The sequence below is a fragment of the Marivita sp. genome (genome assembly GCF_048006345.1).
Classification (GTDB): Bacteria; Pseudomonadota; Alphaproteobacteria; order Rhodobacterales; family Rhodobacteraceae; genus Marivita.
The window spans coordinates 429,348-450,578 of the sequence record NZ_CP180351.1 but is presented as its reverse complement, the minus strand read 5'-3'; the positions used below and the strand labels follow the sequence as shown (position 1 = coordinate 450,578).

19 protein-coding genes are annotated in these 21,231 nt (G+C 62.0%); 14 read left to right on the top strand and 5 right to left on the bottom strand.

Annotation, left to right across the window (positions count from 1 at the left end; all coding sequences use genetic code 11):
- The first annotated feature begins 142 nt into the window (after window positions 1-142).
- The 4 genes from ACMVPR_RS02340 to glmM all read left to right on the top strand — a co-directional run bounded on the left by ACMVPR_RS02340 (window position 143) and on the right by glmM (window position 4,213).
- Window positions 143-775 carry a cell wall hydrolase gene (locus ACMVPR_RS02340; RefSeq protein ID WP_416881534.1) on the top strand — a complete coding sequence of 211 codons (633 nt, stop codon included), beginning with the start codon at window positions 143-145 and terminating at the stop codon, window positions 773-775.
- 119 nt (window positions 776-894) lie between these two features.
- Window positions 895-1,821 (top strand): dihydroneopterin aldolase, encoded by a 927-nt coding sequence (locus ACMVPR_RS02335; protein ID WP_416881533.1) that lies wholly within the window; start codon window positions 895-897, stop codon window positions 1,819-1,821.
- A 39-nt stretch (window positions 1,822-1,860) separates the two neighbouring features.
- The gene (gene folP / locus ACMVPR_RS02330; RefSeq protein WP_416881532.1) at window positions 1,861-2,880 is read left to right on the top strand and encodes a dihydropteroate synthase; all 1,020 of its coding nucleotides are present in this window, start codon (window positions 1,861-1,863) and stop codon (window positions 2,878-2,880) included.
- A complete protein-coding gene (gene glmM, locus ACMVPR_RS02325; RefSeq protein WP_416881531.1) occupies window positions 2,870-4,213 on the top strand; it encodes a phosphoglucosamine mutase in 1,344 nt (447 codons plus the stop codon). The genes folP and glmM overlap by 11 nt, the downstream gene beginning before the upstream one ends.
- 65 nt (window positions 4,214-4,278) lie before the next feature.
- Here the strand turns inward: glmM and proS are convergent, their stop codons facing one another.
- Complete coding sequence (proS, locus tag ACMVPR_RS02320; RefSeq protein ID WP_416881530.1) at window positions 4,279-5,622, bottom strand: proline--tRNA ligase; 1,344 nt, start codon at window positions 5,620-5,622, stop codon at window positions 4,279-4,281.
- Between the two features lie 140 nt (window positions 5,623-5,762).
- Between proS and ACMVPR_RS02315 the strand changes: the two genes are divergently transcribed.
- The 4 genes from ACMVPR_RS02315 to ACMVPR_RS02300 all read left to right on the top strand — a co-directional run bounded on the left by ACMVPR_RS02315 (window position 5,763) and on the right by ACMVPR_RS02300 (window position 10,062).
- Entirely contained in the window at window positions 5,763-7,292 is a 1,530-nt protein-coding gene (locus tag ACMVPR_RS02315; RefSeq protein WP_416881529.1) for a pentapeptide repeat-containing protein, read from the top strand.
- Between the two features lie 12 nt (window positions 7,293-7,304).
- Complete coding sequence (locus ACMVPR_RS02310; RefSeq protein WP_416881528.1) at window positions 7,305-7,493, top strand: hypothetical protein; 189 nt, start codon at window positions 7,305-7,307, stop codon at window positions 7,491-7,493.
- 115 nt (window positions 7,494-7,608) lie between these two features.
- Window positions 7,609-9,090 carry a sensor histidine kinase gene (locus ACMVPR_RS02305; protein ID WP_416881527.1) on the top strand — a complete coding sequence of 494 codons (1,482 nt, stop codon included), beginning with the start codon at window positions 7,609-7,611 and terminating at the stop codon, window positions 9,088-9,090.
- A 24-nt stretch (window positions 9,091-9,114) separates the two neighbouring features.
- Window positions 9,115-10,062: an ADP-ribosylglycohydrolase family protein gene (locus tag ACMVPR_RS02300; RefSeq protein ID WP_416881526.1), complete on the top strand. Its 948-nt coding sequence runs from the start codon at window positions 9,115-9,117 to the stop codon at window positions 10,060-10,062.
- Window positions 10,063-10,196: 134 nt separating this feature from the next.
- On the opposite strand, the gene ACMVPR_RS02295 is transcribed toward ACMVPR_RS02300, so the two are convergent.
- The gene (locus ACMVPR_RS02295) at window positions 10,197-10,568 is read right to left on the bottom strand and encodes a hypothetical protein (protein ID WP_416881525.1); all 372 of its coding nucleotides are present in this window, start codon (window positions 10,566-10,568) and stop codon (window positions 10,197-10,199) included.
- Window positions 10,569-10,872: 304 nt separating this feature from the next.
- Here ACMVPR_RS02295 and ACMVPR_RS02290 point away from each other — a divergent pair, with 304 nt between their 5' ends.
- From ACMVPR_RS02290 to ACMVPR_RS02280, 3 genes are all read left to right on the top strand, one after another.
- Window positions 10,873-11,940 (top strand): AI-2E family transporter, encoded by a 1,068-nt coding sequence (locus ACMVPR_RS02290; protein WP_416881524.1) that lies wholly within the window; start codon window positions 10,873-10,875, stop codon window positions 11,938-11,940.
- A complete protein-coding gene (locus ACMVPR_RS02285) occupies window positions 11,941-12,636 on the top strand; it encodes an AAA family ATPase (RefSeq protein WP_300583085.1) in 696 nt (231 codons plus the stop codon).
- 67 nt (window positions 12,637-12,703) lie between these two features.
- Window positions 12,704-14,878, top strand: a complete 2,175-nt coding sequence (locus tag ACMVPR_RS02280) for an RNA degradosome polyphosphate kinase (RefSeq protein WP_416881523.1) — start codon at window positions 12,704-12,706, stop codon at window positions 14,876-14,878.
- A gap of 51 nt (window positions 14,879-14,929) precedes the next feature.
- On the opposite strand, the gene ACMVPR_RS02275 is transcribed toward ACMVPR_RS02280, so the two are convergent.
- Together ACMVPR_RS02275 and ACMVPR_RS02270 are read right to left on the bottom strand one after the other, a co-directional pair.
- Window positions 14,930-15,847 carry a ketopantoate reductase family protein gene (locus tag ACMVPR_RS02275; RefSeq protein WP_416881522.1) on the bottom strand — a complete coding sequence of 306 codons (918 nt, stop codon included), beginning with the start codon at window positions 15,845-15,847 and terminating at the stop codon, window positions 14,930-14,932.
- Between the two features lie 88 nt (window positions 15,848-15,935).
- Entirely contained in the window at window positions 15,936-16,856 is a 921-nt protein-coding gene (locus ACMVPR_RS02270) for a LysR family transcriptional regulator (RefSeq protein ID WP_416881521.1), read from the bottom strand.
- A gap of 156 nt (window positions 16,857-17,012) precedes the next feature.
- On the opposite strand from ACMVPR_RS02270, the gene ACMVPR_RS02265 reads away from it, so the two are divergent.
- Window positions 17,013-17,288, top strand: coding sequence for a DUF4242 domain-containing protein (locus tag ACMVPR_RS02265; RefSeq protein WP_416881520.1), 276 nt, complete (start codon window positions 17,013-17,015; stop codon window positions 17,286-17,288).
- 181 nt (window positions 17,289-17,469) lie between these two features.
- A complete protein-coding gene (locus ACMVPR_RS02260) occupies window positions 17,470-19,017 on the top strand; it encodes a Ppx/GppA family phosphatase (protein WP_300583094.1) in 1,548 nt (515 codons plus the stop codon).
- Window positions 19,018-19,088: 71 nt separating this feature from the next.
- Here ACMVPR_RS02260 and ACMVPR_RS02255 read toward each other — a convergent pair whose 3' ends face one another.
- Complete coding sequence (locus tag ACMVPR_RS02255) at window positions 19,089-20,387, bottom strand: DUF3422 family protein (protein WP_416881519.1); 1,299 nt, start codon at window positions 20,385-20,387, stop codon at window positions 19,089-19,091.
- 288 nt (window positions 20,388-20,675) lie between these two features.
- Between ACMVPR_RS02255 and ACMVPR_RS02250 the strand changes: the two genes are divergently transcribed.
- Window positions 20,676-21,212 carry a flavodoxin domain-containing protein gene (locus ACMVPR_RS02250; protein WP_416881518.1) on the top strand — a complete coding sequence of 179 codons (537 nt, stop codon included), beginning with the start codon at window positions 20,676-20,678 and terminating at the stop codon, window positions 21,210-21,212.
- Window positions 21,213-21,231: the final 19 nt, after the last annotated feature.

The window sequence follows — 21,231 nt, the reverse complement described above, 5'->3', positions numbered from 1 at the left end:
GGGCATCGGCCATGCACGACGTGCATGGCGTCAAAACTTGTTAAAACCTCAATATTTCTGTAACAGCCCGTCGAATGCGCGGCGTTGATACATTTTTGTGCACAGCGTCGCCACCCACAACGCTGCGAGATCAACACTCGGTATGACGAGATTGTTTGCATTGATTTTGGCTGCGGCCTTCATGGCCACGCCGTCTTTGGCAGAGCGCACGAAAGAAGCCGCACAAGAGCTTCTGACCCAAGAAAAAACCGTAATGGCGTCCGCAGGACAATCACACCTGACATCGCTGGTGACCCCTGTGTCCCGCAACGCCGCAATCTACAACGCATCCTGGTTGAACTCCCAAAACGCAGCCTCTGGCGGCGCGCAGTGGGAATGCCTTGCCGAAGCGCTTTATTTCGAAGCGCGCGGTGAAACGATCAAGGGCCAGTTCGCCGTTGCCGAAGTGATCATGAACCGCGTCAAGAGCGGCCGCTTCCCCGACAGTGTCTGCGGTGTGATCCACCAAGGCACAGGCAAGAAATACCAGTGCCAGTTCACCTATACCTGCGATGGTGTCCCCGAGCGTATCCGCGAGCCGCAAGCCTGGGATCGGGTCGGCAAGGTCGCCCGCGCTATCCTGGATGGCCGCGCGCCGATGAACTTGACGAACGGTGCCACGCATTATCACACCACCGCCGTGCGCCCGCGCTGGTCGCGCACCTATACCAAGACGGCTTCGATCGGTGTGCATGTCTTCTACCGCCACACATGGCGTGTCAGCTCCAACGGCTGAACCGAACACGGGCTTTGACCCTTTGGATGTCGCGAGCGGTGCGTAAAATGCCCCTTCGCGGCATTTTCGTTTGCGGTATCCTCTGGTAGCCCGGACGTGACTGACAAAAGGGATGCGCCATGAGCTCTGAAATTCGACTTGCCTTTGCGCACCCGTCCGAACGCGCGATTGCCACCGCCGATGGTGGACCCGTGGACCGTATTTCCCTGCGCGATCACATTGTCGAGGTTGAGATCGGCGCGTTTCAGGCGGAACGCGGAACGCGGCAGCGGGTCTGTTTCAACGTGGTGGTCGAAGTGCAGCCCATCGTCGGGCATATTGACGACGATGTGGACCGTATCCTGTCCTATGACCGGGTGACCGAAGCGATTGCGAGCGAACTTGGCGCGGAACGGCTGAACCTGCTGGAAACGCTGGCCGAACGGATTGCGGAACGCATCCTGTTGGAGCCGCAGGCGTTGCGGGCCTTTGTGCGGATCGAGAAGCTGGATCGCGGCCCCGGAGCGCTGGGAGTGGAAATCGTGCGGTCCCGCAGCGATCTGGGGGGTGCCGTGCCGGATACCAGCCAGGAACGCCCCCACCCAAGGGTGGTCTACCTGAGCAATGCCGCGATGACATCGGACCATCTGGGCGCATGGATTGATGCGCTTGGTGCGGAACGTGCGCCGCTGATCTTTTGCGTCGGTCTGCCCGATGAACCACGGGCTGACGTGGGACACCGCATGGCGCAGCGCCGCATCGACCTTTTGGCCATCGAACAGAATGGATGGGTTCTGGCCGCCCGCGATGCGCGGTGCAAGGTGGTGGCCACGCGCACCGAACTCGACTGGGCGATGAAGAACGGTCAGGTCTGCATCTGGGCTCCGTCGAAGATCGTGCTGGACGCGGTTGAAGGTCCAAACATGCCGGTGACCGACACCGTCGCGTTAACCGGCTGGTTTGCCGAGGAGATGGACGCAAGCGAGCTTTTGGTGATCGGTGCGGAAGCCCCTGCCATGGCGAATGTTTCAGTTCGCAACAGCCCCATCGGCGAAAGCGTGCTCTAGCCGCTTGTCAAAGCACGATTTGCGTTTCATGCACGCGCCATGACAGTCTATTTTCGCCCCCTGCCCCAAAGCTCTGGCCCGCGCCCCAAAGAGGCGTTTGTGCTTGCTGGTGGCCCGCTTTGGTTCACCGACGCGGTGGCATTGCGGCGCGATGGCACGTCAGAGGTCATCCCGGCGAAGGCCATCCCCGAGGATGTGCTGGCGCGGCTGACCGCCCCGCGCGCGCCTGTCGCGGGCATGGACATGGGCGGTGTGACCCTGATGGGCATTCTGAATGTCACGCCGGACAGTTTCTCGGATGGCGGTCGCTACATTGATCCCGAGGCCGCAGTCACACAGGCGCGGCGCATGGCCGCCGAGGGTGCCGGGATCATCGACATTGGCGGCGAAAGCACGCGACCAGGAGCGGAAACCGTGCCGGTGGACGAGGAAATCCGGCGCGTGGCAGGGCCGATTGCGGCGATCGCGAGCGAGCTGGACGTGCCGATTTCGATCGACACGCGCAAGGCGCAAGTCGCAGAGGCGGCGCTGAATGCCGGGGCGGCGCTGGTCAATGACGTGGCCGGGTTCACCTATGACGTGGGACTTGCGCCGCTTTGTGCCGCGCGGCAGGTGCCGGTCTGCGTGATGCATGCGCAGGGCGATCCGCAAACGATGCAGGACGCGCCGCGCTATGACGATGTACGGCTGGATGTCTATGATTTCCTGTCCGAGCGGGTGGAGGCGCTCGTGGCGCAAGGTATTGCCCGCGATCAGATCCTTGTCGATCCGGGCATCGGGTTCGGCAAGACGCTGGATCACAACCTTGCCCTGCTGCGCGACATCGCTCTGTTTCACGGTTTGGGCTGTCCGATCCTGCTGGGCGCGTCGCGCAAGAAGTTTATCGGAACGATCTCGGGGGCTGGCACAGCAGACACACGTGTCGCGGGATCGGTTGCGGTGGCCTTGCACGGAGCGACCCAAGGCGTGCAAGTCATACGGGTACATGATGTGAACGAGACACGCCAAGCGTTGGCTCTGTGGCGTGCAATCGAGTGGGGTTTCGAGAATGGGGCGTAAGCTTTTTGGCACCGATGGCGTGCGCGGCACGGCGAATGTGCATCCGATGACGGCGGATATGGCGCTTCGGATCGGCGCGGCGGTCGGGCGCCACTTTCGTCAGGATTCCAAGGGCGTCCACCGTGTGGTGATCGGCAAGGACACGCGGCAGTCGGGTTACATGTTCGAGAATGCCCTGACCGCCGGGCTGACCTCTACCGGGATGAACGTGCTCTTGCTTGGCCCAGTGCCAACCCCGGCCGTGGGCTTGCTCACCCCGTCGATGCGCGCCGATCTGGGGATCATGATCTCGGCCAGCCACAACCCGGCGGCGGATAACGGGATCAAGTTCTTCGGCCCGGATGGGTTCAAGCTTTCGGATGCGGACGAGGCCGAAATCGAGGCGCTGATCGAAACAGGGGTGGAGCCGGCGCAGGCCGACAATATCGGACGCGCGAAACGCATCGACGATGGACGTTTCCGCTATCAGGAGCGGGTGAAGTCGACCTTCCCGTCGGATTTGCGGCTGGACGGACTCAAGGTGGTGATCGATTGCGCCAATGGCGCGGCTCACCGCGCTGCCCCCGAAGTGCTTTGGGAACTGGGCGCAGACGTGATCCCGCTGGGTGTCTCCCCGAACGGAGCGAACATCAACGAAGGCTGCGGGTCGACCCATCCGCAACTGGCCGCCGCCGCAGTGGCGGCGCATGGCGCGGATGTGGGGATCTGTCTGGATGGCGATGCCGACCGGGTGATCCTGATAGACGAGACCGGACAGGTGGCCGATGGCGACCAGATCATGGCTCTGATGGCCGCGCGTTGGGCGGAGGAACAGCGCCTGCGCGATGGGGTTCTGGTGGCGACGGTGATGTCGAATCTCGGGCTGGAGCGGTTCCTGACCGGGCGCGGATTGCGGCTGGAACGCACCAGCGTCGGCGACCGCTACGTGGTCGAGGCGATGCGGCGCGGCGGCTGGAACCTGGGCGGGGAACAGTCGGGCCATATCGTGATGACGGATTACGCCACAACGGGCGACGGGTTGATGGCCGGGCTGCAGTTTCTGGGAGAGATGTGCCGCACCGGCAAACCTGCGAGTGCGTTGGCCCGCAGCTTTGATCCGGTGCCGCAATTGCTCAAGAACGTGCGCTATGATCCTTCGGTTGCGCCGCTTGAAGTGGCGTCCGTCAAGGCTGCCATCGCGGATGCGGAAGCGCGGCTGAACGGCAGCGGGCGGCTTTTGATCCGCAAGTCGGGCACCGAACCACTGATCCGGGTGATGGCGGAATGCGAGGACGAGGCGCTTCTGCTTGAGGTGGTGGACGGCATCGTGGCCGAGGTCGCGGCGTCGGTGTGAGGCGGGGCCGGATGGGTCGACCCATCCGGCGTTTGCGTTGACGCAAACGCGCCGGGAGTTGAGGATCAGCCGCTGGCTTTGCCGTAGATAGCCGCGATCCGCGCGATGGCCTGTTCGGGCGGCAGTTCCTCGCTCTCGCCGGTGCGACGCGAGGTCAGTTCCACAACCCCGTTCTTGAGCCCGCGCGGGCCGACGGTGATGCGCCATGGCAGGCCGATGAGGTCCATCGTGGCGAATTTGCCGCCTGCCCGTTCGTTGCGGTCATCGTAGAGCGGCTCAAGGCCCAGCGCGGTGAGACTGTTGTAGAGCGCGTCGCACGCGGCATCCGCTTCTTCATCGCCCTGCTTGAGGTTGACGATCCCGCAATGGAACGGGGTCACCCCTTCGGGCCAGATGATGCCATTGTCGTCATGGCTGGCTTCGATGATCGCGCCCAAAAGGCGGCTGACACCGATGCCGTGGCTGCCCATATGAACCGGCACCTTGTTGCCTTCCGAGTCGGCCACAGTCGCGCCCATGGCATCGGAATACTTGGTGCCGAAGTAGAAGATCTGCCCCACTTCGATGCCGCGCGCGGTGCGGCGGCGCTCTTCGGGAACCTTGGCGAATTCGGCCTCGTCATGGGTTTCGTCGGTGCGGGCATAGCGCGAGGTGAACTCTTCCAGAACCGCCTGACACTGGGCCACGTCATCATAGTCGATGGCGCGGCCGCCGAATTTCAGATCGGTGATCTGGCTGTCATAGAACACCTCGGACTCGCCGGTTTCGGCCAGAACAAGGAATTCATGGGTGTCATCGCCCCCGATGGGGCCTGAGTCCGCCCGCATCGGGATCGCCTGCAGGCCCATGCGTTCGTAGGTGCGCAGGTAGCTGACCAAATGACGGTTGTAGGCGTGCAGCGCGTCTTCCTTGGTCAGGTCGAAATTGTAGCCATCCTTCATCAGGAATTCGCGGCCCCGCATCACGCCGAAACGCGGGCGGATCTCGTCGCGGAACTTCCACTGGATGTGGTAGAGCGTCAGGGGCAGGTCCTTGTAGCTGCCCACATGGCTGCGGAAGATGTCGGTGATCAGCTCTTCGTTCGTGGGACCGTAGAGCATGTCGCGCCCGTGTCGATCGGTGATGCGCAGCATTTCCTGACCGTAATCGTCATAGCGCCCGGATTCGCGCCAGAGATCGGCCGATTGCAGCGTCGGCATGAGCATCGGGATATGGCCCGCGCGAACCTGTTCCTCGTGCACGATGTTTTCGATGTTGCGCAGCACCTTGTAACCCAGCGGCAGCCAGGAATAGATGCCGGCGCTGGCCTGCTTGATCATGCCGGCGCGCAGCATCAGCCGGTGGCTGACGATCTGGGCCTCGGCGGGGGTTTCCTTGAGAACGGGCAGAAAATAGCGGGACAGGCGCATCTGGGACCTCGGATGGGTGGTTTGGCCCGTCCTAGCGGGTTGCAGCGGCACCGACAAGAGCGGGACGCACGGGGCGCAGTTGGTATGGTCCTTGCATGGGATTTTGGTCGGGGTCCACCGCAACAAACACCGGGATATGCATGAGCGACAGCGCAACGTTTTTCCTGCCGTTGTCGCAGCTGATGATGCAAGAGATCGGACTTGCGTCAGCCGTCACCGGTTTTGGACTGATCGCTGTGTTTGCTTTGGCAATTGCGCGTCGCTCGGTTCGAGTGAGGCGGATCGGCGCGCTGGTGGTCGCGCCGCTGACATGGGTCCGACGACCGTGGATCCGGGCACGGATCAGCAAGGCCGAGGCGCGGTTGACCGCAGTGGCCCCACCGCCCGGCGACCCAAGAGGCCAAAACACCCCTGATCTCGACGCGCGACGCAACGCTCTGCTGTTGCTGGAACGGATCGCGCAGAGCGCGGTGCGTTTTGATGCGGGCCGCGCCCATGTGCGGGTGATGGAGATCGTCTGTGCCTATATCCGCGAAAATGCCCCGGCGTCCGAGGCGGTGAATTTTCCGTTGCCCGAGTGGACACCCTTGCCCGACAGCGCAACCGACGCCGAAAAAGCACAGCATGTGGCGTGGCGGGAGGTGCGGTTTGCCAACCGGATCAACTCCAACGCCCGCGACTGGGCAGCAGCACTGAAGCTACCCCGCGCCGATATCGCGCTTGCGATCCGCATCATTGGACGCCGTTCTGCCGCCCAACGCGCGGTCGAGGCGGCATGGGAGGTGGAGGCGGACCAGACGGAGCCTTGGGTGTTCGACACGCCCTGCCCTGTTCTGACCCGGCCCACCGAGGCCGTCCCTCTGAGCAGCGGGACGGTCGACGCCTACACGTCAAACCTGCGCAAATGGCGCGGCAGGCTTGCCGCGTATCGCGGGTATCGGCCGGATCTGCGCGGGACAAACCTTCAGGCCGCCGACCTGTCGCAGCTTGTGCTGAGCGGCGCGCGATTGGACGGGGCGCGTTTGGACGGGGCAATCCTGTGCGAGACAAGACTGGAAGGCGCAGTTCTGCGCGACGCACACCTGCGGGGGGCGGTCCTTTACAGGGCACAATTGGACGGCGCTGACCTGCGCCGCGCCTTTCTGGAAGGGGCGGTTCTGCGCGAGGCGACGCTGCAAGGAGCGATCCTCAGAAAAGCACGCGCGGAATGGGCAAACTTCAAAGAGGTGCGCATGGACGGTGCCGACCTTTTCGAAGCCCGGCTGGAGGTTGCCTCTTTTTACAAGGCCCGGATGGCCGGGGTCATACTTTACAAGGCTCGGATGGACGGGGTTGTGCTGAGACAGGCAGCCATGGAACGCGCCGACCTTAGACGGGCGCACCTGCCTTGGGCGACCTTGCGCGAGGCGCGGTTGGAGGGCGCAAATCTTGGCTGGGCGCAGTTGGAGTACGCAGATCTGGGCAGTGCCCGGATGGCGGATGCCGGGCTTTACAAGGCAAACCTGCGTCGTGCGGATGTCAGATTGGCGCAGATGACAGGGGTGTCACTTTGCAGAGCAGTGGTGACAGGCGTCACCTCTGCGCCAAGCGCAACATTCCACGGGGTCTTGTTCAAGGATGTCGACCTGACTGGCCTGCCGCTGTCGCAAGAGCAGATCGATCAGAGTTAGGGCGACGCAAGCGTGATCCTGCCCGAGGGCATCATGCCACCGCCGCATTGGCCGGATTGGGACGTGCCGGTCTTCGACAACGACAGCATCCTCACCCAATGGCGGTTTTGGCGTGATTGCCCTGCAGGTTACAAGCCGCCGCGGCACCCGGACTACAGCCCCGGATTCGAGGCTCCGCTCGTGGTATCTTTGGCAAAATAGGCATCTGCGATTGGTGCCTTCGGTTGACGCGACACCCTTCGCCCGTGTCATGTGGACTCTGCGCCGAAAATGGACCAGCGTGATTGCGATAACATTGGCGGAGTCGATCTGAAGAATGACGAGTGATGTGCTTGTTTCCCAAGAGACATCGTCTCTGTCCGACATCCTTGCTCTCGGCTTTGAGGCCGTGCCCTTTGCAGCGCTGTTCTATCTGCCCGATGACAAGCTGACGCTTCTCTGGCGCAACTCGGCCCATGCGATCATGTCAGGTTCGGTTGGCGCGGATATCACCGGCATGGGGATGTTCGAGGCGTTTCCGCCCAGTGCGGATGCCGCCGGATCGGACGCTGTGAATTTCATCCGCAACGCCACTAACGACATCATGCGCACCGGCAAACCGCAGGAGGTTGGTCCGGCGCGGTTCGACCTGCTGAGCGACGAAGGCCATTATGTCGAACACCATTGGCAGATGCATTTCGCGCCGATCCGCAAGGACGGCGAGATCATCGCCATCCTCCAAACCGCGCGGGACGTGACCGAAGCCACCCTGACCGCCCTCCTCGCGCAAAGCCATCGCCGCGCCGCCACCTCTACGGCGGCGGTCGCCTATTTCAGCTACGACCCCGAGACCGATCTGTTTCTGCGTCACGACGCGATTGACGCGATGTTCGGCTTTGCCCCCGAGGAGGCCGGGCTCTATGCGGCTCCTTTTTTCCAGCGGGTCCACGAAGACGACATCGGCGCCGTTTATGCCGAGGTGGAGCGCGTACTGGCAGCGCCGCATGGCGACATCGCGTCCTTTGATTACCGGGTGTGCCTGCCCACGGGCGAAGAGCGATTTGTCCGCATCCGGGGTGAGATTGCGACCGATCCGGTGGACCGCAAGCCCAAGCTGGTCGGCACCTTCGTCGACCTGACCGACATTGAAACCGCCCGGCGCGACCTGCAACAGGCGGTGCATGTGCGCGAGGCGCTGGTGGTCGAGGCCAATCACCGGATCAAGAACAGTCTGCAGATCGCGCTGTCGCTCCTGCGTCTTCAGGCAAACAAGCTCATGGTCGCGGGTGGGCCTGCGGCTGACAAGGCCCGCGAGGCTTTGCGCGCCGTGGAGTCGCGCGTCCGCGCCGTGGCCGATGTGCATGCCGCCATCCAGATCGACGATGACGTGGCGCAGATCGACCTTGTGACCCTGTTCAACCGGCTTGTGCTGTCGACCCGCAAGAGCGCGGAACTGCCGGACGAGGCGATGGTTTTCACCCACCCGACCGAGCGGATCAGGCTCAAGAGCGATACGGCCATTGCGCTGAGCCTGATGCTGAACGAGTTGCTGACCAACGCGATCAAATACGGCGCGCCAAATGCGCAATCGCCGGTGACGCTGGACCTGGACGTGTCCGATGACAGGGCGTTGCAGATCACCGTGTCCAATGCCGATCGTGACACCACGAAAGCCAACCTAGACATCGACTCCACGGGGACTGGCGAACGGCTGGTGCAACAATTCGCGATGCAGATCGGGGCCGAGATCAGCCGCACCAAGGACGGAACGATGGTTGTAGCGCGCGTGACCATGCCGCTTGGGGAGCAACGGGGATAACATGGTTGGCAGTGGTGATATGAGATGAACCCGACACAGACATCCGCGATGTTGTTTGGTGCGCTTGTGGCAGATGCGGCCAGCCTTGGTCTTCATTGGCTCTACGATCCGGACCGGATCGCCGAAATCGCCACCGCGCGTGGCACTGCTGCATTCGCCCCTGTGGATGCGGCGTTTTTCGAGGGCGCCAAGGGCTATTTCGCCCATGCGGGACGCCATGCCGGCATGTTGACGCAATACGGTGAAGCGCTGTTGGTCGGGATGCGCAGCATGGTCGACAGCAAAGGCACCTTCGACGCGGCGGCCCAGCGCAGCGCCTTTGCCGCGCATTTCGGGCCGGGTGGGACCTATTCCGGCTATATTGACCGCCCGACACGCGGCGCATTGGAGCGGATCGCGGCGGAACAGCTACCTTCCGGAATCGATGATGATCAGAACCCCGCGCTGGCCCGGCTGCCCGCCATTGTCGCCGCCTACCACGCCTCATCTGATCTGGCCGCGCAGGCCGAGGCGGCGATGCAGATCACCAATGTGAACGCGGTGGCTGGGGCGTATACTGCGGTTTTTGCGGACCTGCTCTGTCGCGTGCTGAACGGCGCATCCGTCGCCGAGGCGCTTGAGGCGGCAGCGGAGGCCGCAACCGGCGACGTGCAGGCGGCACTGAAGGATGCGCTGACCACATCCGAGGCGGAGTCGACCGTCTATGCGGGTCTGGTCGGGCGGGCCTGCCACCTGCCCACCTCGGGCCCTGTCATGTTCCATGTGCTGCGCCACAGCATCAGCTATGCCGACGCGGTCGAGCGCAATATTCTGGCGGGCGGCGACAGCGCCGGTCGGTCGCTGATGATCGGCGCGGCGATGGGGGCGACACACGGGATCGCAACACCCAAGGGCATCCCGCTCGATTGGGTGCTGGCGCTGAGGGACGGTGCGGCGATCTGGGAGGCCTGCCGGGCTTTGGGGCGCGATTGATCCGGGAATATAGGGCGATCACGCCCACACATTGCGCGGCGCATTTTGCGTCAACGCAAAATAGCGATGCGTCGACGCATCTTTGCCGCTCCTGACGGCAGCACACCTCGCCGTGTTCCGGCACAGCGCCGCGATCAATCAGTCCACTCGTAGAATTTGGGCTGTCCTACCGGGCAATTCCGATAATACTCAGTAATCATATTGTAGATCCGATAGTCCGAGCCGCCGGTGGTTCTTGTCGGCATGACGATATAGCGGTCCGTTTCATAGCCTTTCTGAGACACCGCGACAGCTATCCTGTCCGGTGTGTTGAACCCCGGCGGGTCGAATTCGTCTGTGGTCGCGGCGTCAATGGCACTCCCGGCCTGTTGGCTGCACACGCCATCATAGATATACGTCGCCCCGTACTCCATAGATCCGGTAACGTACGCCTTCATCTTGGCACCGTCGACCTTCGCACCATCGAAGTGCTGCACAAGAACTGGCCGCCATTCATTATCGGCCATATAGGTCTTTGAGGGTGCAACATACCAAGCGAAATTGTCCCCGAATGAATACACTTTCGAGCCAATCACCAGAGCGGAATGGCCTGGTCCATTAAATCCGCCAAGCAAAAGGGGACTGACAAACGGAGTAAGAAGAGCAGTCTGTGGCATAATGTGCGCGTCTCATAAAAAATGATTTCAAATGTAATGCAATCATTTTGATCAGCAATGTGCGGCCCGTCAAGCGAAAGACGAAGACCGCACCACCTCTTGAAACCCGCCCCCGGACAGGCGATGTAAGGACAAGGTCAGAGGGGCAGATCGCATGGCACTTCCCGCACGGGAACAGCTGAAATACTGGAGCATTGCCGCCATCGTTTTCGCGGTGGTGCTGTGGTTCCTTGGCGATGTGCTGCTGCCCTTCGTGCTGGGGGGGGCGATTGCCTATTTCCTTGATCCGGTTGCCGACCGTCTGGAGCGCATGGGCTTCAGCCGCATCATGGCGACCGCCATCATCACCGTGATCGGTGTCCTGGCGTTCATCCTGCTGCTATTGTGGGTGATCCCGTCGCTGGTCAAACAGGCGCTGGACCTCTTTGAGATCGCTCCGACGCTCTTTACCAACCTGCGCGATTTCCTGATCGAACGCTTCCCCGACCTCATGGACACCGAAAGCCCGCTGCGGCAGTCGCTGATTTCCATTGGCGAGACGATCAAGGCGCGTGGCGGCGAATTGCTGAACACGGTGCTGAGTTCCGCGGCGGGTATCATCAACATCGTGATGCTGTTCGTGATCGTGCCGGTGGTGGCGGTGTACCTGCTGCTTGACTGGGACAACATGGTGGCGCGCATCGACGAATTGCTGCCGCGCGACCACGCGCCAACCATCCGCAAACTGGCGTCTGACATCGACGCGACGCTGGCCAGCTTTATCCGGGGCATGGGCACGGTCTGCATCATCCTTGGCACCTATTATGCGGTTGCGCTGATGGCACTGGGGCTGCAATTCGGCCTTGTCGTCGGGTTTGTGGCGGGTCTCGTCACATTCATCCCGTATCTCGGCGCATTGATCGGCGGGGCGCTTGCCATCGGTCTCGCGCTGTTCCAGTTCTGGGGTGACTGGGTGTCCATCGGGCTGGTGGCTGGCGTGTTCGCGCTGGGTCAGGTGATCGAAGGCAATGTTCTGACCCCGAAACTCGTTGGCTCATCGGTCGGTCTGCACCCCGTCTGGTTGATCCTGGCGCTGTCGATCTTCGGCTCTCTGTTCGGCTTTGTGGGCATGCTGGTGGCGGTGCCTGTCGCGGCGTCAATCGGGGTCATCACGCGCTTTGCCGCGCAACAATATCTGGACAGCCGCCTTTATCGCGGGCTGAGCGATCAGGACCGGGACTAAATGGCACTTCAGATGAAATTCGACATTCCAGCGCGACCGGCGCTGGGGCGCGGGGACTTTTACGTCACCCACAGCAATGCCGTGGCCTTGGGCCTTGTGGACACTTGGCCGAACTGGCCCAATGGCAAGCTGGTTCTGGTTGGTCCTTCGGGGTCTGGCAAGACCCATCTGGCGCATGTGTGGTGCTCTGAAAGCGGCGGTCGCCTGATCGCGGCGCACAGCATCAGAGCCGAAGACGTGCCGGCACTGGCAGATGGGCCGCTCTGCGTCGAGGATGTGGAACAGATCGCAGGCGACGCCGAGGCGGAAGAGGCGCTGTTTCACCTGCACAATCTGGTTCTGGCCAATGGTCATTCGATGCTTCTGACCGCCACACGAGCGCCGTCGGCGTGGTCCATTCGCCTGCCCGATCTTGCCAGCCGGATGGAAGGCACCACGGTGGCCAAGATGGCAGCCCCTGATGACATCCTGCTGTCGGCGGTTCTGGCGAAACTCTTTGCCGACCGGCAGATCGTGCCGATGCCGGACGTGATCCCCTATCTGGTGCGCTGGATGCCCCGATCTTTCGAAGCCGCGGGTCAGGTTGTGGCGCATCTTGACACAGAAGCTTTGGGCACACCCAAGGGTGTGACCCGCAGCCTTGCCCGAACCGCGCTGGCCGAGCTTGAATTTCGGGAAGAAACGGCGTCTGACTAGGGGTTTAGGGTGATGTCCTGAGGCAGAGCGTCACCGAACTGTCACGCGCCACCGCTAAAGGACCGACATGAACAGCGCAGACTTCCTACACGCCCCCGCCCCCGAACCGACCGAAATCCCGGATCTGGATCTGACCGGTCCCGGTCGTTTCTTCAATCGCGAGATGTTGTGGCTTGGGTTCAACTGGCGCGTTCTGGAAGAGGCCGAGAACCCGCGTGTGCCATTGCTGGAGCGGCTGCGCTTCCTGTCGATCTCGGCCACCAACCTTGATGAATTCTACACGGTGCGGGTCGCCGGTCTGCGCGAACTGGCACAGGCGGGCAATGTCACCCCTGCGGCCGACGGGCTGACCCCGGCGGAGCAGCTGGTGCTGATCAATGAGGACGCCCGCAAGCTGATGGCGTCGCAACAGCGGGTGCTGGCCGATCTGCGCACACGAATGGAGGCCGAAGGCATCTCGATCCTGTCGCGCGACGGTCTGGATGCCGATGATCTGGCCCATCTCGAGGACGTCTTCCTCAATCAGGTCTTCCCGGTGCTGTCGCCGCTGGCCATTGATCCGGCACACCCGTTCCCGTTCATCGCCAACAACGGCTATTGCCTCGCGCTGCAACTGGAGCGGCGCAAGGACCGCACCGGATTGCAGGCGCTCTTGCCGATCCCGGCGCAGGTGGCGCGGTTCGTGGCCCTGCCCCGGCGCGACGGAGCAGACCGGTTCCTGTTCCTTGAAGACGTGCTCTTGCTGCATTTCGACCGCTTGTTTCCCGGCTACAAGCTGCGCGACCATTTCGGGTTCCGCGTGTTGCGCGACAGCGATATCGAAGTCGAGGACGAGGCCGAAGACCTCGTGCGGGAATTCGAGGTGGCGCTCAAACGGCGGCGTCGGGGTGAAGTGGTCCGTCTGACCATCACCAGTGGCGCACCGAAAACGCTGCGTGAAACGGTGATGCGCGAATTGCGCGTGCGCGACGACGATGTGATCGAACTGACCGGCATGATCGGCGCGGCGGACCTCAAGGAACTGGTTCTCGACAGTCGGCCTGACCTGTTGTGGCCTGTTTTTACCCCGCGCGTGCCCGAACGGGTTCAGGACTTCGACGGCGACATGTTCGCTGCGATCAAGCAGAAGGACATGCTTCTGCACCACCCCTACGAGACCTTCGACATGGTGGTGCGGTTCCTGTCACAAGCCGCGCGCGATCCGGACGTGGTGGCAATCAAGCAGACGCTCTACCGCACCTCGCGTCAGTCGCCCATCGTGGCGGCGCTCTGCGAAGCAGCCGAGGACGGCAAATCGGTTACGGCGCTGGTGGAACTCAAGGCCCGGTTCGACGAAGCCGCCAACATCCGCCAGTCGCGGCGGCTGGAACGGGCGGGCGCCCATGTGGTCTATGGATTTCTGGACTGGAAAACCCATGCCAAGATCTCGATCGTGGTGCGCCGCGAAGGCGAGCGGCTGGTGACCTATGCCCATTACGGCACCGGAAATTACCATCCGATCACGGCCACCATCTATACCGATCTGAGCTTCTTTACCTGTGACGCAGCTCTGGGCCGGGATGCGGCCAAGGTGTTCAACTACCTGTCGGGGTATGCCCTGCCGGACGGTCTTGAGAACCTCAGCATCTCGCCGCATTCGCTGAAACCGAAGATGCTCGAGATGATCGCCGCCGAAGCCGAGCACGCGCGGGCCGGCAAACCGGCACAGATCTGGCTGAAGATGAATTCGCTGATCGAGCCGGACATGATCGACGCCCTCTACGAGGCCAGTCAGGCCGGCGTGAAGATCGACTGCGTGGTGCGTGGGATCTGCGGCCTGCGTCCCGGCGTAAAAGGGCTGAGCGAAAACATCCGCGTCAAATCCATCGTGGGACGGTTCCTGGAACACTCGCGCATCATCTGCTTCGGCAATGGGTACGGGCTGCCGCACAAGAGGTCGCGCGTGTTCATGTCCTCTGCCGATTGGATGGGCCGCAACCTGACCCGCCGGGTTGAAACGCTGGTCGAGATCGAGAACGCCACCGTGAAGGCGCAGATCGTCAGCCAGATCATGGCCGCGAACCTTGCCGATGTGGCACAAAGCTGGATCATGCAGCCGGATGGCAAATTCGTTCGCGCGACCTGGGACGAAGGCGATTTCGCTTTCAACTGTCACCGCTTCTTCATGGAGAACCCGTCGCTTTCCGGTCGTGGATCAGCAGGCGCGTCCGACGTTCCCAAATTGACCCATACCGAGGAATAGGGCGGTCAAGAGCTTTCGAAAGCTCTTGATCCCGCTTTTCGAAAAGCGGGGTCAGCGCCCGTGTTTGTGGGGCAAAAGGATCGCATAGAGCGCTGCATTGACAGGCGCGTCGATCCCGGCTTTGGCCGCCAGTCGCGTCGCTGCGCCGGACACCCATTCGATTTCCAAGGGCCGCCCATGTTCAAGGTCGATGGCAGTCGATGCCCGCCCCTGCGGGGGGAACACCAGCAGATTGGACCAGATCTGCGCTTCCAGATCATCAGCCAGCGCCACACCCAAGGCCCGGCCCGTCTGCGCGGTTTCCGACATGGCACGCTTGAACAGAGCCTCCAGTTCGGGCGTGTTGCGTATGTCGCCAATGGTGCAACGTCCCGCCGCCGTGACGACGGACAGCGCCGAGAACAGCACGAATTTCGACCAGAGTTCCCGGTCGATATCGTCGGTTTCCGGTGCCGACGATCCTGCGTCGTTGATCGCCTTGCGCAAGGCGTCGATGCGCGCAGACGGCCGACTGTCGCGCTCGGCAAAGATGAAGGAGTGAAACGCGCCGGTCTGGGTGATGACCCCCGGCGCGGAGATGGTGGTGGACACGCGTGCGACACCATTGACGACGTTTCGCTCGGGGAGAAGCGCGCAAAGCCTGTCTGACGCCTCGACCCCGTTCAGGAACGGCACCACCACCGTGTCAGGCCCGATCATCGGCAGACAGGCGCGGGCCGCCTCTTCCAGGGCATCGCCCTTGACGCCGAAGATGATGGCATCGACGATCCCGACCTCTTCGGGCCGGTCGGTGGCGACCGCCGGATGCGCCAACTCGGATCCGTCCGCGTGGTCCAGACGCAGCCCATGCGCCCGGATCGCCTCGAGATGCGCGCCGCGCGCGATGGTGGCGACCTCGTGCCCGTCATTGGCCAGCTTGACGGCAAGAAATCCACCGATGCCGCCGGTGGCCATGGTTGCAATGCGCATGTGTTTTCTCCTGCCCGGTCAGACCGCTTAACCGCGATCCGGCGTGACAATGGCAAAGTCCTGCAGATCTGCAAGAGCGGCCTTCGGGTCAGTCTGAGGCCACGTGTGTTTGTAACTGATCCCGCGTTACAGCGGCTTCCGATTGCAACCAACTGCAGAAGCGCTGAACCTGCGGGCGTCGGGTCGCATCTGCGCGGACGGTCATCCGGTAAGGATGGGGCGCGACAAGATGTTGAGACAGCGGAAATGGATGGACGATTGCGCCACTGGCAAGATCGTCCTGAACAAGCGAAAGGCCACACACGAGGAAACCGACATTCTCGCGCACCGCTTCAAGCGCAATGCGGGCATGTTTGTAATGAACCCCACGATCTGGCCCGCTTTCACGATGTCCGAATTTTCCGAACCATTCGACCCAACCGGGATGATCGGGGCTTTCTCGTTGAACATTCAGATGCAACAGCGGCATACCCTCCATCTGCAAGACCGGGTTCCAATCGGCAATGCGACGTGGATTGTCGGGACCTGTCACGGGAACCAGTACGTCGCGAAACAGCGCCTCACCCGGTCCGGGACCATAGTCGATACGAATATCGGGCGCTCCAAGACGCAAGGGCACATCCCCCGCCCCGTTGATGCAGAAAAGAATGTTCGGATGCGCCTCTCGAAACACAGGCATCCTTGGCGCAAGCCAGAGTTCCGCCCAATCGGGATCAGCGACGATCTGGATTTCGCTGATGCGCTGGAAATCAAGTGTCTCCGACACACGTTCGAGCGCTGCAAAGGCGAGCCGCAGATCGGCAATCGCCTGATCGAGTTCCTGCGTCGGCTGAAGGCCAGACCGTCCTCGCAATAGAAGATCGGTGCCAAGATAATCCTCCAGAGCGCGGATTCTCTGACCGACGGCGGCTGGAGTGATGCCCAGTCTGTCTGCCGCCGTTTTGAGTGATCCTTCCCGGATCGCCATTTCGACCGCTTGCAGCGATTTGAGATGAGAGACCGATGTCATTTCTAAAGTTTGCCTTTAGTCAGAAAAGAAAACAATTCATTTTGTAAAGAAAATCTATCTCTTGCTAAAGGAATTTGGATTTTGGATTCCGACGGGAAACAGTCATCCTCTTTGCATGACCGCCTGCCCGGCGGCAGAAAAGAGAGGAGACCCACCATGAAACGCTACATGATTGAACGCGATATTCCGGGCGTCGGCGAATTTTCCCTGACCGAACTTTGCGGCGCGGCCCGCGCTTCGAACCAAGCCTTGGCCAATATCGGCCCATCCATCCAATGGCAGCATTCCTATGTCGCGGGCGACAAGACTTTTTGCGTCTATCTCGCCGACAGCGAGGAGGAGATCATGAAACATGCTGACCTGAGTGGCATTCCTGTATCGAAAATCACCGAGGTGACGCAGATCATTGATCCGCTTACGGCGAACAATTGACCTATGCGGCCTTCGCCGCCAGATCACCGGCGCGCCAAGCGTGAGCGGCCGGTGATTTCGGTTTCGGCGTGATTGTATGGATTCTGTTTGAATATCTGCGCCACGCTGCCGATCCGGTTCTGTTTTCTTGACCTTCCCGCTGCGCTTTGACACGGTGCGCGCAACCTGATCGGGAGGCCACATGGACGGAAACGCCGACACCGAACACGATCCGATGGGCCTGTTCGGCCGTCCTTTGTTCAACGATCCGCAGGCCCGTGCGCTGAGTCGCGTGGGCGTGGTCGATATCGGGTCGAACTCGGTCCGGCTTGTCGTTTTTGACGGCGCGGCGCGGTCTCCGGCGTATTTTTACAACGAAAAACTCATGTGCGCGCTGGGTGCGGGGATGTCCAACACCGGCCGTCTGAATCCCGAAGGCCGCGCCCGTGCGCTTCTGGCGCTGAAGCGGTTTCAGGCGTTGGCCGAAGGGATGAACCTGCCGCCCCTGACGGTCGTGGCCACGGCTGCCGTGCGCGAAGCCGAGGATGGACCGGAGTTCCGTGACGACGTGCTGCGCGAAACCGGGCTGCGGATCTGGGTGATCGGCGGCGAGGAAGAGGCACGGCTCTCGGCGCAAGGCGTGATGCTGGGCTGGCCCGGCAGCTACGGGCTGGTCTGCGACATTGGTGGGTCGTCGATGGAGTTGGCCGAAATCTCGGGCGGGCGCGTCGGGCGCCGCATCAGTTCGAATCTCGGGCCGCTGAAACTGCGTGACCTCAAGGGCGGGCAGAAAGGGCGGGACGACCACATCAAGGCGGTGATGGCCAAGCTGGCCGACCACATGGGCCAACAGCGCGACCGGCTGTTTCTTGTCGGCGGATCATGGCGCGCCATCGCACGGATTGACATGTACCGGCGGAATTATCCGCTGCATGTGCTGCACGAGTACAGGATGGACAAGAAAGCGGTGAGCCAGACCGTGAAGTTCATCAAATCGAGCGATATCGAGCAATTGCGTCTTGCTTGCGGGATCTCCACTGCGCGAATGGACCTTGTTCCCTACGCGGTCGATGTGCTCAAGCGGCTGGTTCAGACGTTCAAGCCGAAGGACATTGCAATCTCGAGCTATGGCATCCGCGAAGGGCTGCTTTACGAACAGATGCCGCAGGAATTGCGCGACCGTGACCCGCTGATCGAGGCGTGCCGCTTTGCCGAGGCAAAAGACGCGCGCCTACCCGGGTTCGGCAAGAAGCTGTTCCGCTTCGTCATGCCGCTCTTCTCGAACGCAGACACCGCGCGTGTGCGGCTGATCAAAGCCGCCTGCCTGCTGCATGACGTGAGCTGGCGGGCGCATCCGGATTACCGGGCCGAGACCTGTTTCGACAACGCCACCCGTGCCAACCTTGGCGGGTTGAAGCATTCCGAGCGTGTGTTTCTTGGGCTGGCGCTGCTGCATCGCTACAAGAACAAGCGCGAAGGCACCCGGTTCGAGGAACTGGAAGGGCTGCTGTCGCCAAAGGCCACGCTGGAGGCCGAGGTTCTGGGCAAGGCGCTGCGCTTTGGATCGATGCTCTGGATGTCGGATGCAAGCGCTGACGGCACGGCGCTTGAATGGAAGCCGCGCAAGAAATTACTGCGGCTCAAGCTGACCAAGGATTCAGTGCCGCTTTACGGCGAGGTCGCCGAGGCGCGGTTCCTGTCGCTGGCGGCCTCATTGGAAGCTCAAACCGAAGTGATTGTGCAACGGTAGCGGACGCGTCAACGCGTCCGCGCGTTTCCGTCGACGGAAACGCGCACCGGTCATCACCCGACGGGCACGTCTCAGAGGTCGGGGCCACCCTGCTCGACCACGCGCCGGATGCGACGGATCGCGAGCCAGACCAGCACCACAACCGGGATCGTTGCAGCGGCTGTGACAGCGCCCTTGGAAATGCCGAGCATCTCGGCCACCGGGTAAAGAAGATACCCCGCCAGCGAGACCGCGTAATAGCTGATGGCCACCACCGACAGCCCTTCGACCGTCTTTTGCAGGCGCAGCTGCATGTCTGCACGCTGGTTCATGCTTTCAAGCAGTTGCTGGTTCTGCGCCGACCGCGCCACCTCAACCCGTGTGCGCAGCAGGTCACCGGCCCGCACGGCCCGTGCGGCCATGGCCGACAGGCGCTTTTCGGCGGATTTCACCGTGCGCATGGCCGGGTCATAGCGGCGGGTCATGAATTCGGCAAAGGTCTGGCGGCCCTGAAACCGTACCTCGCGCAGGACCGACACCCGCTGTTCGACAATCGCCTCATACGCCCCTGTCGCGCCGAACCGAAACGAGCTTTGCGCCGACAGGCTTTCGAGTTCGGCAGACACTGCCAGCAGCGATTTCAACCGGTCTTCCTCTTGCCCGTCGCCATGGGTCATGGCTTCCATCAGGCGGTTCAGTTCGTTGTCGATCTCGCCCATGCGCGGCCCCATTTCGCGCACGCGGGTGAAGCCCAGCATCGACATGGTCTTGTAGGTTTCGATCTCGCACAGGCGCTGCACGATCCGGCCCACACGGCGGCGACCGATGCCCTTGTTGACGAAGCAGCCAAAGCGCAGGTGGCCCGCCGGGTCGATACGGAAATCGCCTGCCACGATGGCGTCGTCATCCAGAACGCGACTGACGGCTAGGCTTTCGGGTACGAACCAGTCCGAGAGATGCTGGGAAATCGTCTCTTCATCGGGGCGGCATTCGACGCGGATCAGCGCCGAGGTGATGCGCACACCCGGAGCCGAGGCCAGCCAGCTGTCGGGAAACACGTCCATATCCGCCGGATCGAAGGGTCGGTCGGTCAAGCCGTTGAGGAACACCGTGTAGGTCACGAATTCGGTGTGCTGTTCCCATTTCAGCGTGTTCTGGCCGATCTGACCGGAAAAATGCGTCGCCCCCGGCTGTGGATGCGCGGTGCCGTAGCGGTCAAGCAGTACCTTGAGGTGGTCCAGATCCAGCGTCTTGTCCCGCGCAGCCGCCGCCTTGGGCTTTTTGAGCGCAAGGTAAACCGCGCGACAGGGCGCTTCGAGTGACGGGAACGGGCGCGCATGCAGTTCGTTCGAGAGGGCATAGCGCAGGGGGTGGTCTTCGATAGGTGCCATGGGTCGGTCTTTCAGATTTGGCCAAGACTTAGGCCCGACATTTTGCCAAGTAAAGGAAATTTCCAGACATTTCAGTATTTTACCAGTATTCAACTGTATGCATTGCACCGTACGCAGCAGTCCCGCGCAGGACGCCCAAGGAACAGGCAGGCGCAAAATGGCCGGCAGTTCAATGATCTCAAACGGTTTTTGCGGCAGGTCAACGCGCGCCATCCGCCGATCCGCTAGGCTTGGGGCGGTCACGCGGGACTGGCCTGCTGTGACACTTCGGCAGCAAGGGGGTTCCTCATGAAACTGTTCATTGGCTATGCCAGCACGGAAGGGCAGACGCGAAAGATCGCCCGACATCTGATGGATCGGCTGGTCGATCTGGGTCACAGCGTTGAATTGGCAGCGTTGGCTGAGGCCGGGCCAGTTGATCTGACGCGGTTCGATGCAGCCGTTCTGGGCGCATCAGTGCATATCGGGCATTACCAGTCGGTGCTGTCGGACTTTGCCGAGGCTCACGCGGACGCGCTGGCTGCAATGCCGACGCTGTTGCTGTCGGTGTCGCTTGCAGCGGCGGGCCACGACGCCGAGGATTGGCGCGGGCTTGAGACCATCCTGTCGGATTTCACCCAGGCCACGGGTTGGACACCCGGTCAGGTGGTGCAGGTTGCGGGCGCATATGAGCCGTCGAAATATGACGTGTTCCGACGCTTCGTCATGCGTCGGATCATTGCCGCGAAAGACCCGGAGGCGGATCTGGACTGGGACAAGGAATATACCGATTGGGATGATCTGGACACGCAGATGGACACCTGGATCGCCAGAAACGCGGCATGAAAAAACCCCGCATCCTGCG